The following is a 14,628-nucleotide window of genomic DNA, read 5'->3' as shown; positions in this document are numbered from 1 at the left end:
TGCCTGACGGACCGCCGGGGATGGCACATCCTGTGCCGCCCCGCCTTTCGCCCGCGTCCTGCGGGCTCTCCTGGCAGGCTCATTCTGTTCAGCGCTGCGGATTGCCTGCCCCTGCCCGGCCCCGGCCTGCTCTGAAGCTTGAGTGCATGTTGTTAGAAAGGGCACGACGTCAAAGCCGAAGGTACCGCGTGAGCGGCGTGAGGGCGGCCCGCTTCAACCATTGTCTGCCATTGCTGATAGCTGGGGCGGCTCTGGATTTTTGCATACCACGCTCTCAGGGCGCGACACTCGTCAGGAACAGCAAGATTCACCAAAGCCGCGAAAATCATTCCGCCGGTTACGGCGATATCCGCCATCGAAAACGTATTCCCCGCGACATAAGGCTGCGAGCGTAAAACGCCGTCAAAGTAGTGCATCCCTCTGATAGCCTTTTCTCGCATCTTCGCACCCCATTCCGGATTCTGATAGAGCTCCACCTCCGGCCCCAGTCCTGCTGTGGCATGATGGAAATAGACGCTGACCGCATCAAGAAATTCGATCTCAGCCCGTTTGGTCATCATATGGATAACGCCTTTTTCTGCCGGCGTGACGCCAGTCAGAACCGGATTGTCATCCAGCACATCGAGATATTGCGTAATGGCGGTGCATTCAGCGATCAGCGTTCCGTCATTCAGCGCTAAAACCGGCAGGGTTCCTGAATAATTGATCGCTAAAAATTCAGGTTTTTTATGCTCACCTTTCCACAGGTTGACTGGAATAAATTCGACCTCAGAAAGTAATCCCTTTTCCGCCAGGGCAATCCGGACCCGTGCAGGATAAGGGCCATCATACCAGTCATAAATCTTCATCGCGGGGAGTGACGGAACTGCAGATGCATTGTGGATATCAGTCATGATTAAGTTACCTACCTGTCAATTGGTAGGTTGATTGTGGTGCTGAACTTTCCTTATGTCAATCCCTGTCTACCAGTTGGCAGGTAAATATTTTCCCCTTATAATGCGTCTCCACCTCCTGAAGGAAAACTGAGTTATGAGCCTGAACGCGCGGGAAGCCATTCTGGCCGCAGCAAAAAGTGCTGCCCAGAATCATGGCTATAACGGGATTAATTTTCGCAGTATCGCTGACGAGGTAGGCATCAAGAATGCCAGTATCTATTATCACTTCGCCAGTAAGGCCAATCTGGGGGCCGCGGTTGCCAGCCGATACTGGCAGGATACGGCTGAGGATTTAAAGACTATACGCGAGCAAAGTGCCTCACCGGATGAAGCGTTGCAGCGCTATCCGCAGATTTTCCGCAAGTCGCTTGAAGATGCCAACCGGCTCTGTCTCTTCAGCTTTATGGCGGCGGAATATGAAGATCTGCCCGAGGAAGTGAAGCGTGAGGTTCAGTGTTTTGTCGATGCGAACGTCAAGTGGCTGACAGAGGTCCTTTGCGAAAAGTCGCCCGATAACGCGGAGAAAAATGCGCAGCGTGCGCTGGCAATTTACACCGCAGTTGCTGGCGCGCAGTTAATAGCCCGCACGCGCCAGGATATAACCATTTATGATAACCTGATTGCGACCTATCAGGAGAGCGGCCTGATTCCGCTGTCACACTGAATTAAAACGACACCGCGCCTGAAAGAGATGCAGGCGTCAGCACTCAGAGCTTCAGGGCTATCAGTGAAAGCAGCAGTGAACATTCAGGGTTAAATTGCACTATGGCGCAAGCCGCCTGCCAGTTGTGTGAACACGTCGATCATCTTTGGCAGCGCCTTTTCCGGCTCGCTGCTGGAAGCGACCCACAGTGCGGCATTCAGCGCCGCGCTGTTCAGCAGATGAGCGGCGGCATCGGCGTCGACCGGCTTCATTATCCCGCTGTCGATAAGACGGGTAATCGTTTCACGCGTGGCTTCCAGGCAGCTGTTCTGGCTGGGCCATTGCGAAGGATCTCCCAGAAAAGCCGGGCCATCGCGCAGCACAATACGTTGCACTTCGGCATCCATTGCCATGCGGATATAGGCGATGCCTTCAGCCACCAGCTTCTCCCACGCATCGCTCACCCCAGACGCTGCCGCTTTAGCCTGCTGGGCCATTTCGCCATCAACCTGTGCGACGACCGCCGCAAGCAGCCCCTTTTTGTCACCAAAATTGTGGTAGAGCGCCCCGCGTGTCAGACCTACGCTGGCCGTCAGTTCATCCATTGATGCGGCGGCAAAGCCTTTTTCGGCAAAGGCTGTGCGTGCTGCTGCAATCAGTTTTGCCCGGTTCTCTTCCATTGTTTCAGCGCGACGTTTAGCGGCCATACACTCTCCTTTCACATACGCGAGGTATATTAATTGACATACGCGGCGTATGTGTGATTAATGTGACATACGCCGCGTATATTAAATCAAACTCGTGTGCGCTGCATCCTGCAATCCCCTAAAGACTATTGAGGAAATTCTATGATCACCCGCGAACCCATTTTTCCTGCCAATCGTCACGCTCTCTATGAGCAGCATGGTTATTCAGCGGCTATCCGCTCAGGCGATCTGCTATTTGTCTCAGGTCAGGTGGGCAGCCGTGCCGACGGCACGCCGGAGCCTGATTTTGCTGCTCAGGTTGAACGGGCATTTGAGAATCTGGCAGCCACGCTCGCTGCGGCAGGGTGTACCTTTGACGATCTGATCGATGTCACCACATTTCACACCGATCCGGAGCATCAGTTCGAAACCATCATGCAGATAAAGCAGCGCGTTTTTCCGCAGCCTCCTTATCCTAACTGGACAGCGGTGGGTGTGACGTGGCTGGCGGGATTTGATTTTGAAATCAAGGTGATTGCACGCATTCCCGATCAACGGGACCAACGGAGCCTGTCACAGAGTGCATAAAGCATGAGTGGCAATCTGCCAGGTCTGAAACGGGTAGTAAGGGGATAGCGAACGCGGTCAGCTATCCCGCCATGAACATGGTGGAGGAAGAGGAGATGTTAACCTCCAGGAACATATATCGACATCTTCAGCGAGTGCGCATCATTCGACATAAAACTGGAATAACTAAAGGTTCTCCTCACACCATCCTTGCCTGTCAGGCACTTTACTCCGGAGACGGGCGCTGCGATGACATGCTGGTTCCACCATTCGCTGAATTCCTGGCACTCGTGCTCAAGTCGGGTAATGAGTGACTGAAAAGCGGGGTTGTGCGCATTTCGATCGTAGTCAGCATGAAACAGACCCAGCATTCTCTGGGCTTCCTGATGCCATGTCTCGCCGAACAGCGTCCGGGCCTCAGAGGTGGTCAGCATGAAAATCAGGATGTTCCTGTCTTCATCGGATATCAGGCTGAAATCTGTGATCAGGTCTGCTGCTGCGCTGTTCCAGACCAGCACGTCCCAGTGTGCGTTGGTAATGTAAGCGGGTTCTGCTAAGCCCTGAATCAGTTTTATCAATCCCTCAGTAATGACCGCGTCGTTGTCGGGAACGGATTTCCTGCGGGTCAGCGACTGCAGATGCAGTACTTCAACTTTATCAAGCTCAAGCGCCCGGCCAAGCGCACTGACAATGCGATCAGAGAGCGTCTCCACCCGTCCCTGTTCGATTTTCGTATACCATTCTGTGCTGACGCCAATCCTGGCCGCGACTTCTTCGCGTCTTAATCCCGGCGTGCGACGCCTTTCACTTGTTCGTAATCCCTTGTTATCAGGCTTGATGCGAGCGCGGCGGGAACGCAGGAAATGACTTAATTCACTTTTTGGCTGCATGGGTTAACCTGGTCGTGATTTATACCTGTATAAAACTAGTCTATTCTCGCCGCTGTTAAGGCCTTTTATAGTCACCTTCTCTACATAAGATGAGGGTGAAACTATGAAAGCAGCTGTGCTCGAAGCGTTCGGGAAACCACTCAGCATTCAGGATGTACCGCCACCGATCCTCGGAACAGGGGAGGTGATTGTGGATGTTTTTGCGGCACCGATTCTTTCTTACGCCAGAGAGGTATTCAGTGGCGAAAGAAAATATCTTTTACCCCCACCGGTTATTCCCGGCTGTGGGGCAATTGGTCGGGTACGTGAAACCGGCCCCGATGCGGCCTGGCTTAAACCCGGCGACTGGGTTTTTTGCGATCCGACAGTCCGATCGAGAGATAACGCTCAATCACCTGAAATCGTATTGCAGGGCTGGAGTGCACGAGGTGAGGGCGGGCAAAAAATCCAGCAGTATCATTTGAATGGCAGCTTCGCTGAACAGATTCGTGTTCCCACTGAAAACGCACTGCCAATCGGTAATATCGATCCTGCTGACGCCTCAGCCTGGTGTGCCATCAATACGTTGCTGGTGGCTTATGGCGGTTTGCTGGCCATGGAGCTTAAAGCCGGTGAGAACGTGCTGGTAAGTGGGGCCACCGGTAATTTCGGTAGTTCAGCGGTTCTGGCCGCTATCGCAATGGGTGCCAGTAAAGTCATTGCACCCGGACGCAACCCGCAGGTTTTACAGGATCTCAGGAAACGGTTTGGTTCGCGGATAGAAACCGTCACGCTGAGCGGCATGGCCGATAAAGATATCAGCGCGATGAAAAGCGCGGCGGGTGGGCCAATCGATGCCGTGCTCGACCTGCTCCCGCCTTCAGCTGAGGCATCGGCGGCGCGCAACGCCATTATGTCGGTAAGGCCTTATGGTCGTGCTGTGCTGATGGGAGGCGTTGGCATGCTGGGCGGCGATGATCTGGCACTCCCTTATCCGTGGATCATGCGTAATCTCATCACGATTAAAGGACAGTGGATGTATGAACATGAGGCTGTTTACACACTGGTGGGGCTTATCCGGGCAGGACTGCTGGATCTCAGCCATTACGCAGTAACGGAATTTGCACTGAGTGAGATTAATCATGCCATTATTCACGCAGCCGAAAATAGTGGCCCCTTTAAACTGACGGTAGTTCGTCCATAACTTTCTGTAATCAACAAAGGTCTCTGCGCCTGTTTCACGCATCAGGGCTTCATGTCGCCCGGAGACCACAGCAATAAACCGTGCGTCGCTACATCGGGCAATCTGCACCGCAAGATGTCCACCGCCGCCTCCCGCAGCGTTAATCAATACGGTTTCCCCTTTAATGCAACCGGCACGTGGGGAAAGATGCAAAAGATTGGGGGCATCATGGCCGGTTTTTCTGGATCAGCGACAAGGGTGTCCCGGGGTCATCGGGACCAGCCAGAAACGACATAATCCACCATCGGCTGGAGTTTCTCTCTCGTTACGCCAGCCTTGGCCTGAACAGCCATGCCCTGCGCTATAGTCATAAGGTATTTAGCTAACATTTCACAATCAGCGGATGAAGAAAGCTCGCCCTCGTGCTTTGCACGTTTGAGCCTCTCCAGCAAAGCCGTCTCCGAGCCAATGCGGCGAGTGATCAATTCCTGGCGAATGGTCTCAGCCCCCTCTGAACATGCCAGAGCGCCATTAATACCGAGACATCCCCGGCATTCACCACCGAGCGTGTGAGTATCCAGCATGCCATTAAGAATGAGTCGCACCGCATCATGAACGTTTGGTTCCTGGAGTGCTCCGGTCATAAAAGCCATATATCTGACTTCATATCTCTCCAGCGCTTTACGGAAAAGGCTCTCTTTGTTTCCAAAGGTGGCGTAAAGACTCGGACGCGCAACGCCCGTCGCACGTGTCAGGTCATCAAAGGAGGTGCCTTCGTAACCGTTTTTCCAGAACACCACCAGGGCGCTTCTAAAGCGACCTCCGCGTCAAATTCGCGATGTCTTCCCATTTACCCTCCGATTCTATAACGGTCATTATGAAAAAATTGACGGGCTGCGTCCAACTTTGAAGTAATAATACTGTAACGATCAGTATTGAATTTTTTTTGCTGGCGCAGATGATAGCGTTTGGCCCGAAACAGAGAAGGGAAGAGCATGAACGAAGAGCAGCAAAACCAGCGCGTTGCCGTTGTTAAGGACTATTTTCGCAAACTTGACTCGGGCGATTCGTCAATGATGGATCTTCTGACAGACGACATTCAGATCTACTTTCCAAAGTTCGGTGTGGGATACGGAAAAGCTGAAGTGGCTCGCGCCGCTCAGGGAATGATGAGCACCCTGCAAAAGATCGAGCACGACTTCGAGCGGATGAATATTCTGGTTGCGGGCGATCATGTTGTCGTTGAAGGGTTTGAGAGTGGAATCAGCGCTAACGGAACGCCCTGGCCTGTAAAGGATCGCTCTGAAGGCCGTTACTGTAACGTTTTCCAGTTCGATGGGCTTAAAATTAAGCGGCTTCACATCTATACCGATCCCGATTTCGACAGCACGCATGAAGAGCGATTTTTGTGGCCAGCGGTCGGCATGACCCGTTCAGATGACATCTGATTGGTGAAGTGACATGCGTTCAGGATGGATCTCCATGCTGACGCAGCTGCTCACCTGTGCAATCACTATCGAGCTCTTTGCACTCTGGGCGCGGTTCCTGAAGCGTTTAAGCTCATACTCATGTTGAGAAAATCGACGTGCCTGAGAAGATATTTTAAGCGTTTTCTGCGCTCAGCCACAGCGGTATAACTGGGTTGAAATGCGAGCTTCAGGAGCCATCAAGCCCCAGCGTTTCACGACGCAGGAAGGCCCAGTCAATCAGAGCAGTCATTGATGGCCCAAGCGCTTTTCCCAGATCGGTAAGTGAGTACTCAACACGCGGAGGGACTTCGGGATACACCGTGCGTGTCACGATGCCATCCTGTTCCAGTTGCTTAAGCTGCTGGATCAGCATTTTTTGATTTACGCCCTCAATCCGGCGCTCCAGCTCGGAAAAGCGCAGCGGGCCTTTAGCGGCGAAAAGCTGACAGATAATAATTGTCTTCCATTTTCCTTCAATAATCTTCAGCGCCTCGGTGGTAGCCTGAGCCCACACCAGTCGTTGCTCCGGAATATCACAACGCCAGTCTCTTTCCATACTTACCTTCAGGTTAGTAACCCACTATTTTGTCGGTTCTTGTTGTTTATTCAGTGAATATATAGGGTATCTCACTTCATCACAGAATCAGGAGCGAAATATGAAAATCGGCATAATTGGCACAGGTAATATCGGTGGTACCCTGGCACGTAAGCTTAGTGAAGCGGGGCACAAGGTAAAAATCGCTAACTCACGCGGAGTTGATGGCGTGCGTGATTTCGCGGGTGAAATTAATGCAGAACCCACAGACATCAGGGGAGCGGTTACAGACGTCGAAGCCGTGATTCTCTCCATTCCGCTGCCGGCACTTAGCAGCCTGCCTGATGGGCTTTTCGATCACCTTCCATCCCATGTCCCGGTGATCGACACCAGCAACTACTATCCTGGCCTGCGCGATGCACCGATTACTGCACTGGATAATGGGCAGACCGAAAGCGAATGGGTTCAGGAGCAAATCGGGCACCCTGTGGTTAAAGCTTTTAATAACATCCTTGCCGACTCGCTCGCCGATCTGGGCCAGCCGCAGGGAAGTCGGGGTCGTCTGGCAGTTGCCGTAGCGGGAGATCATCCTGATGGTGTGCAGACGGCCATGTCACTGATTAACGACACCGGTTTTGATCCTGTGTTCTCTGGGACTATCGCTGAATCATGGCGTCAGCAGCCCTGCACACCTTGTTACTGCTGTGACTGGGAAGCGCCCGTGATGCTGCGAGCTCTGGCGTTGGCCAGAAAGGGCGAAGGGCTGACCCGGCTGCCACAGCTTTATGCCAGTTTCGCGACGCTGGGTGATGCGCCCTCTCATCAGGATATTATTGAAAATAACCGTGCCATAAACTGGCCGGTTTGAATTGCGTGGGAAGGATAATCTGTCTGCATTGCAGATCTGGCTAAGGTGACTTAATAATTCACTGATTTCGTATTCTTTATCGGCACTGCCATAATCATGATGCCGTTGAGGCTCGCGTCGGGTTCGCTTTAATCAATATCAGATAGCCACACTGTGTCGTTCAGGTGAGAGAAATCTCTGAGCAAACCTGACTGTGATAATCGACGGCCAACGGTTTATCCCCCGGCCCTTCTGATTATTCAGATATCGTCCTGTCAGATTAAAGCCCCGTTCCGGGGCTTTATCACTCTCATTTTTGACCCGACTTATTTCTGCATGACGCCACTATATCGTCAGAACTGACATATTCCCGGGTCTGAACACCTGTAATGCCCAGCATGGTTGAGAAAAGGTTGTCCTGAGAATATTTTTGCGTGGTGGCTTGCTGGCTCAGGCACTTGTAGTCCACGGCATAACGCTGCTGGTAATCGGGCGAAAGCCAGATAAGCAGCGGCACGCGAGTCTGGGCTTCAGGCGCGATAGCATAGGGCAGGCCATGCAGATAGACACCTTTCTCTCCCAGCGACTCACCATGATCGGAAAGATAAACCAGACTGGTCGTAAACTCCTCCTGATGGGCTTTGAGTAATTCAATCGCTTTGTCGACGATATAGTCCGCATACAGGATGGTATTGTCATAAGTATTAATCAGCTGGGCCTGAGAACACTCCTGAATCTGTTTGGTTTCACAGGTGGGCGTGAATTTTCGGAACGCCGGGGGGTAACGATGGTTGTAGGTTGGCCCGTGGCTGCCAATAGTATGCAGAACGATAAGACCATTGCCCTGAAGCTGTTTGATATACTCCTCCAGACCATGGAAAAGCACCTCATCATAGCACTCGCCTTTAATACACATTCCCGGAAGATTCAGGGCTGTCATATCCTGATTAGGGACCCGATCGCAGGCCCCTTTGCATCCCGCATCGTTCTCATTCCATAAAACACTCAGCCCTGCACGCTGAATAATATCCAGTAGCCCCTCCTGATGACTGGCCAGGGCATCATCGTAGTGCTTGCGCGGCATGTTCGAAAACATGCAGGGAACGGAGACCGCCGTGGATGTGCCACAGGAGGAGACGTCAGGAAAATAGACGACGTCATCTTCCGCCAGCAGTGGATTGGTTGGCCGTGAATAACCTCCCAGAGAAAAATTGGCGGCGCGTGACGTTTCACCCACAACCAGAATCGTCAGGTTTTTTTTAGGGCCGTTCAGCATGTGGGGGAGTTGATGCGCATCTTCGCCTATTTTCACCAGGGGAAGATTCGCCCGCTCGCGGTGATTATAGTAAGAGAGCGAGGCGGCAATAAAATTAGACGGACTCAGGGATTTCACCAGCTCGTGATTATTACGAAACAGTGAGGCGTAATCCTTATAAAACAACATGGCTATCACGGCTATCAACACAACAGAAATCACCAGACTTAAAGCGCGCTCAAGCACTCCTTTCCACACCGGAACCGACTTTTTAAACGCGGGCCAGAAGGCAAGTACAGCCATAAAAATGCCGGTAAAAAATATTACCACTATCATCTTAGGCGTCAGCAGCGCCATGCTTTCTGCTGGCGTGGTATCCACCATGTTGGTGATCATTGAACGGTCAAGAATGATGCCATAGTGCTGAATAAAGTACTGAGCCGTGGCAGAGACAAAGATAAATAGTGCAATGGTTATCCTGTCCAGCCAGAGAAATGAGGCAATAGTCACCACAATATTGATGACGCTAAAAGCCACAAGGGGCATGGAGAACAAAAAAAGAATATTTTTAAGCTCATTTAGCGGTATAAGTGAATATGCCTGCCGGTAAAAGGCGAGATTGAGAAAAACCGAGATATAAATTGAGAATAATATAATAAACGTAACGCGGTGCATCACGGGCTGACTGATTGTGAATCGTGGCATAAAGGTATTCCGTAACCTTGAAAAAATTGAGCCAATACAGATTATTTCTGAATTGATTAGTGATAATTAATAAAATTCATGTGCTGTGAACCACAGGTAGAAGAAGCTAATGACTATGATCATAGAAATTACCACTGTAAAACATTCACTTGATGATGGTCTGAGCATGACAGGTGCCTGGGAAAGAAAGGGTTCATAATTGTAAATGTTAAGTAAAAATTAACCTTTTGCTACAGTTTGTGCGGTTAACTTTTCTATTATGTGGTCGGGTTCACACTTTTACGGTGAAGATGCTGAAAAGGATAAGATAGGGGCGTGAGATAATTGAGACGCCAGAGAGCAGCTGTCGCCGAAGATAAGAACAGGCACTCACAGAATAAATTGTGTCAGTACCTGTTGATACTGCTCAGTACAATCTATGAGCCGCTGAATTCCCCAACTGAAAGTGGTGCATCGTAATAGTTAGCATGCGCAGCATTGCTCTACAGGCTTGTCCTTAAGCCTGAGAGATCCAGATTACTCTCCGGCGAGTGCGGTAATAAAGTCACGATAGGTATGCAGTGGGCGGCCAAGCAGTGTGACCAGACGTTCCCGGTCGCCCTCTTGTGGAATCATCCCATCACTGACGTAACGTTCAGCCATCAGCCGCATTTCATACGCCATCCAGCGCGGCATAAACTCCGCCATATTGGCTTCGAATACATCCGGATTATCTCCTCCATAAATTACCGGACGGCCCAGAAGCTGTTGCCAGGCTGCTGCTGCCTCTTCTCCGTTGAGCGTATCCGGCCCCACGAGATTGAGCGTTTCGACCGGTAATTCTTCGCTGGCCTGGTCGCGCCTTATCAGTTCAATTGCCGCTACTTCAGCAATATTCCGTGTTTCGATGATTACAGTTACGGATTATCAGACCTCTTTACGGCCCAGATAACGCTCTTTCATCAGTGACAGTTTTATGCCGATATCCAGCGCCGGCGATGGCGGCATAAAACTGGCCTTACCCAGCGACAGCATATCCGCAATATATGGGTTGTCCTGTTTCATCATGAAATCCGCCAGAAGACTGCCCGCCACGGTCTGTTTTGAAACACCTGCACCGTTACAGCCACTCGCCGTACAGATAAATTTGTTCAGCATGCCCCATTCAGGCGCGCTGTTTCGCGTAACGCTGATGGTGCCGGACCAGGTATGGGTTATCTTCACACTGCCCAGGGTCGGATAGACTTTATGAAATAAGCGCTGATGCAGCTGGGTTGCCTGCCAGGTCTGCGCGGCATTCACCTGACCGCTGAGTGCGGGTATTACGTGCTGGCGAATCAGGAAACGGCGGTCTGAGGTAAAACGGAAGGTTGCACCGGCAATCGCATTAACCGGCGTAAGCCCCCAGCTCTGCATGGGGGGCAGGGTGGCCAGTTGTTCATCCGTCAGCGGATCGGTAATGCTGGCGAAGGTCGCCATTGCTGCCTGACGCGAAAGTCCTGGTCGCAACTCTGGCGATAATGCGTTGGTGGCCAGCATCACCTTTGGCGTTTTGATGATGCCAAACGGTGTCAGCACTTCAGCCATGCTGCCGTAGCGAATCCCCAGCACTGGCGTATTATCGAAGCGTTGAATATTTTCAGGTAAAGAGTGTTTTAGCCCGGCGATCAACTGCGCCGGATTAACCAGCACACAGCCAGGTGTATATATCCCTTTGCTGTAAAAGCGCGTGCCGAGTTTAAGGTAAAGCTCCTCGCTGTCTGACATCTGCCATGGCTCATCCATTAAATCGAGCTGGCTGGCGTACTCTTTTAAAATACGATCACTGCCACGTTCAGCCTGGCAGTGATATTTACCGACCTGTTCCCAGTCGCAATGAAGATGATGCTGAGAAATAACCTGCTCCAGCTGACGAATGCCTTCCTGAAGCAGGTTACGGTAAGCGTTGGCCTTTTTTAATTCAGCGGTCGAACTGCCAATATTATGAGGCAGACCGATAACAAACCCGGAATTACGTGCCGATGCGCTTTCCCGTGTGCTGTGCGCGTCGACGATGATAATTTTCAGGCCAGGATTGATTTCAGCCATGCGGCGCGCAAAGGCAACACCTGAAAATCCCGCGCCGACGATAACCCAGTCGGCAGTGATATCCTCTCGCAGCATGGGCTGCGGCGTAAAACAATGCTCACCCGCAGGCCAGCCCAGTTGATTGTGATTAAATGGTATCGATGCGTAGCGCAATTCCCTGTGCCTTATCTAAAAAATAGAACAATTTTATAAGTCAAAGCGGGATATCTGTGCCAGCGATAATCTGACTATTGTTGATTTCAGACAAGTAAAATTCAGGTGGATGATTCTTGATTTAACAACCAAAGGTGGCGCGAATTTTCGAAGAAGAGATTATAACGCGACTGTTATGTGTTTTATTTGCTGGTGTCAAAGACCGAAACCAGTGATATGCAAAGCGGTATTCATAAAGCGCGAGCAGGGGAGAGCGAAACGGAACAGGTCACGCTGTTAACTGGCAATTTCGAGTGAGAATCAGCCCCTTAAACCAATGCATGCACGGCATCAAAGCGTTTTATAGATTTCAGCAATCACCTGCATCGTTGCCTCTTCTACGGTTCCTTCATTGCGACATAAAAACCAGCCGTGGTTGGTCATCTCCTGCTCGAACGCTCTGGTGCAAGCGACATGCTCTTCCAGCCGGTGAATCACTGTACTCCCCAGCCCACGCGATCGTGCCGCGGCTCGTTCCCATGAAATTTCAGGTGCGGTGATCACCCCGACATGCAGGTCTGGTACTCGTACGTTGAGTTCAATATTTTGCTGCAAAATCTCTGCAAAGGGCACCAGCCGCCGAAACGCGGCATCTGACGGATACCAGCGATCCATCAGGATAATGCAGTTCCCGGGCTGATTAGTGAGTACATTCTGTGAAATCCAGGCTCGGCTAACGGCAAAACGTTCACAAATTTCCCGTTCAAGATCCACTGAGGGATTTCTGGCGAGCCTGTTAACCAGCGCCATTGTTTCCGCCCTGAAGGGATCGCTTTTTTGCTCGCTAAGTCGAATCACCTTCCTGTTATCTGCTCTTAGCACTTGCGTAATGGACTCCAGCAGAGTGGTTTTACCGGTTCCCTTGGGCCCATCCAGAGAAACAAACAGCTGACGACTCATGCCTGGAATGAGAAGTGAGGAAAGATTTTTGTGAATCGTGCATCCGGTAAAAGCATCTTATTTTCCTGGTTTGAACAGCTGAACCTACATCGTTCTCTGTAGCAGTATGGCATGTCAGCGTGAGCATGATTTTAAACAAACACTGATAAACACGCTGGTAACGGTTCTGACTCACGAGTTTATAGAACAGGATGTTAGTCAGATAAGCTTAATAGTTGAGGCCTGTGCGGTGTAGTTTAAGGGAAGCGTCTGGAAAACGGAAAAGATCGTGCCTGTTCTGCCATTTACCCATTCAAACGCATGTCCTTAATCGCAATAACGAGCCCTCAAAGGCAGTCCCCCGGTACGTGCAGGAATCTGGCGAGTAGAAATTATCTATATTATGCTCATAAGCCCTTGTTAAATTGATCCTAATCCAATCCTGCCTAAGGTGGTTAAATGTCTGACGAAAGGGAAATCAAACTGGAGACTGCTTTAAAACTGGCGGCCGATCATCCAGCAGAACGACCTGAGTTTTACCGGGTACTGTTAGATTCATCGCTTTACGTCCTGGGTAGTTCCGGAGGGGCAACGGGTGATGGTGAGGTCGAACTAAAGGCGGGTGAGAATATCTCGATTCAGCACTGGGAAAAACCGGATGGAACGCCTGTCATTCCGGTATTCAGCTCGCTTGCCACCCTGCAGCGCGCCATCAGCCAGGAAAGTAAATACATGAAGTTGCCTGCCAGAGCCTTTTTTGAAATGACGCGGGGAGAGGGTGTGTTTCTTAATCCCAGCTCGGATTACGGAAAGGAGTTTGTGCCGGAAGAAATAGAAGCCATGCTGGCGGAAGGAACGGGTCGCCTGCCGCAGACAAGGGTGGTTGAGGAAGAAACACAGGTATTAGTGGGAGTACCTGCCGTTGTTCCGGACAGGCTTCTGAAAGAGTTATCTGCCTGGTTTGCAAAATGTCCCGGGGTCAGCCGTGCATTCCTGGTTTTAATGCATGACCCGTCAGTCGATGATAAACCGCATTATCTGGTGGGGGTGGAAATGAGCGGTGATGTGCAAGAGGTGATGCGTGGTGCGGGTCTTGTCGCAGCGGATACCTCTCCGGATGGGCAGGCGGTGGATCTGATGCGCCTTGGCCAGAACGACAAAGGTCTGGACTCACATATCAGGTCGCAGTTTACGCCATTCTATGTGCGGAGCATGAAGCAAAAACTAAAGGGCATGTTTGGACGCTGAACGGCTTCTGAATGTTGTCTTGTAACCAGCGTAGTAAATCGGGGGTGACTTTGATCTCCGGTTTCAACAGTGCCAGTGATAGTGACTGAAATAGGTGATCCAGGGCGGATTTATCTATGTCCGCTATGAGCGAGAAGGGGACTTTATGCTTCGGGCTTAATCAGGCGTAACAGAGCGGCCCTGCATATGCGCCTCGTCTATCTGAGTACGTGCGTGAAAGCTCACGCATCAAAGGCTCAGGCCTCGTTAAACCCCTCAATTCGTAAAAATTCTTATCAGCAGTTACCGATCACCGGGTAAATGAAAATCAAAAAGACCCACATTAATTGACGATTAGTGCGCTTAAGCACAGGATAATCCCTTTATAACTATACGTTGATTAAACAACATTAATCTTTCTTAATACATTCAAGTATCTTTACTATTTGCGTGAAAACTGCACTCTTTCCACAGTGTTACAAAGTTATTTTTCCCTCCGCATTCAGCCCGCTTATAACTTTATGGCGGTAACAAAAATAATACCGTTTATAAAAAGATTATTAAGAGGG

The 14,628-nt window shown here is 50.8% G+C and carries 15 protein-coding genes; 6 read left to right on the top strand and 9 right to left on the bottom strand.

Annotated elements, in window-relative coordinates; translation table 11 throughout:
• Positions 1–152: 152 nt before the first annotated feature.
• The gene (locus tag HFD87_RS08820; protein WP_167423253.1) at positions 153–893 is read right to left on the bottom strand and encodes a glutathione S-transferase; all 741 of its coding nucleotides are present in this window, start codon (positions 891–893) and stop codon (positions 153–155) included.
• Positions 894–1,029: 136 nt separating this feature from the next.
• Between HFD87_RS08820 and HFD87_RS08815 the strand changes: the two genes are divergently transcribed.
• Positions 1,030–1,599 carry a TetR/AcrR family transcriptional regulator gene (locus HFD87_RS08815; RefSeq protein WP_167423252.1) on the top strand — a complete coding sequence of 190 codons (570 nt, stop codon included), beginning with the start codon at positions 1,030–1,032 and terminating at the stop codon, positions 1,597–1,599.
• A gap of 89 nt (positions 1,600–1,688) precedes the next feature.
• On the opposite strand, the gene HFD87_RS08810 is transcribed toward HFD87_RS08815, so the two are convergent.
• On the bottom strand, positions 1,689–2,285 hold the full coding sequence (locus tag HFD87_RS08810) for a TetR/AcrR family transcriptional regulator (protein ID WP_033760897.1): 597 nt from the start codon (positions 2,283–2,285) through the stop codon (positions 1,689–1,691).
• 141 nt (positions 2,286–2,426) lie between these two features.
• Between HFD87_RS08810 and HFD87_RS08805 the strand changes: the two genes are divergently transcribed.
• Positions 2,427–2,852, top strand: coding sequence for a RidA family protein (locus tag HFD87_RS08805; RefSeq protein ID WP_033768711.1), 426 nt, complete (start codon positions 2,427–2,429; stop codon positions 2,850–2,852).
• Between the two features lie 98 nt (positions 2,853–2,950).
• On the opposite strand, the gene HFD87_RS08800 is transcribed toward HFD87_RS08805, so the two are convergent.
• Positions 2,951–3,721: a helix-turn-helix transcriptional regulator gene (locus HFD87_RS08800; protein ID WP_167423251.1), complete on the bottom strand. Its 771-nt coding sequence runs from the start codon at positions 3,719–3,721 to the stop codon at positions 2,951–2,953.
• A 103-nt stretch (positions 3,722–3,824) separates the two neighbouring features.
• Between HFD87_RS08800 and HFD87_RS08795 the strand changes: the two genes are divergently transcribed.
• On the top strand, positions 3,825–4,904 hold the full coding sequence (locus HFD87_RS08795; protein ID WP_029519261.1) for a zinc-binding dehydrogenase: 1,080 nt from the start codon (positions 3,825–3,827) through the stop codon (positions 4,902–4,904).
• Positions 4,905–5,152: 248 nt separating this feature from the next.
• On the opposite strand, the gene HFD87_RS08790 is transcribed toward HFD87_RS08795, so the two are convergent.
• Positions 5,153–5,683, bottom strand: coding sequence for a TetR/AcrR family transcriptional regulator (locus HFD87_RS08790; protein WP_243207470.1), 531 nt, complete (start codon positions 5,681–5,683; stop codon positions 5,153–5,155).
• 195 nt (positions 5,684–5,878) lie between these two features.
• On the opposite strand from HFD87_RS08790, the gene HFD87_RS08785 reads away from it, so the two are divergent.
• The gene (locus HFD87_RS08785) at positions 5,879–6,331 is read left to right on the top strand and encodes a nuclear transport factor 2 family protein (protein WP_167423250.1); all 453 of its coding nucleotides are present in this window, start codon (positions 5,879–5,881) and stop codon (positions 6,329–6,331) included.
• Between the two features lie 208 nt (positions 6,332–6,539).
• On the opposite strand, the gene HFD87_RS08780 is transcribed toward HFD87_RS08785, so the two are convergent.
• Positions 6,540–6,908: a helix-turn-helix domain-containing protein gene (locus HFD87_RS08780; RefSeq protein ID WP_031594296.1), complete on the bottom strand. Its 369-nt coding sequence runs from the start codon at positions 6,906–6,908 to the stop codon at positions 6,540–6,542.
• 100 nt (positions 6,909–7,008) lie between these two features.
• Between HFD87_RS08780 and HFD87_RS08775 the strand changes: the two genes are divergently transcribed.
• Complete coding sequence (locus HFD87_RS08775; RefSeq protein WP_167423249.1) at positions 7,009–7,755, top strand: NADPH-dependent F420 reductase; 747 nt, start codon at positions 7,009–7,011, stop codon at positions 7,753–7,755.
• Positions 7,756–8,044: 289 nt separating this feature from the next.
• Here the strand turns inward: HFD87_RS08775 and eptA are convergent, their stop codons facing one another.
• From eptA to HFD87_RS08755, 4 genes are all read right to left on the bottom strand, one after another.
• Entirely contained in the window at positions 8,045–9,694 is a 1,650-nt protein-coding gene (gene eptA, locus HFD87_RS08770) for a phosphoethanolamine transferase EptA (RefSeq protein ID WP_167423248.1), read from the bottom strand.
• A gap of 516 nt (positions 9,695–10,210) precedes the next feature.
• Entirely contained in the window at positions 10,211–10,489 is a 279-nt protein-coding gene (locus tag HFD87_RS08765; protein WP_243207469.1) for an NmrA family transcriptional regulator, read from the bottom strand.
• 111 nt (positions 10,490–10,600) lie between these two features.
• A complete protein-coding gene (locus HFD87_RS08760; protein ID WP_167423247.1) occupies positions 10,601–11,914 on the bottom strand; it encodes an FAD-binding oxidoreductase in 1,314 nt (437 codons plus the stop codon).
• 330 nt (positions 11,915–12,244) lie between these two features.
• Positions 12,245–12,853, bottom strand: a complete 609-nt coding sequence (locus HFD87_RS08755; RefSeq protein WP_167423246.1) for a dTMP kinase — start codon at positions 12,851–12,853, stop codon at positions 12,245–12,247.
• A 438-nt stretch (positions 12,854–13,291) separates the two neighbouring features.
• On the opposite strand from HFD87_RS08755, the gene HFD87_RS08750 reads away from it, so the two are divergent.
• Entirely contained in the window at positions 13,292–14,080 is a 789-nt protein-coding gene (locus tag HFD87_RS08750; RefSeq protein WP_045139950.1) for an enhanced serine sensitivity protein SseB C-terminal domain-containing protein, read from the top strand.
• Positions 14,081–14,628: the final 548 nt, after the last annotated feature.

The organism is Pantoea sp. EKM21T, from assembly GCF_011800405.1.
Classification (GTDB): Bacteria; Pseudomonadota; Gammaproteobacteria; order Enterobacterales; family Enterobacteriaceae; genus Pantoea; species Pantoea agglomerans.
Note: the sequence above shows the minus strand (reverse complement) of the source record. Positions and strands in the feature narration are given on the sequence as shown.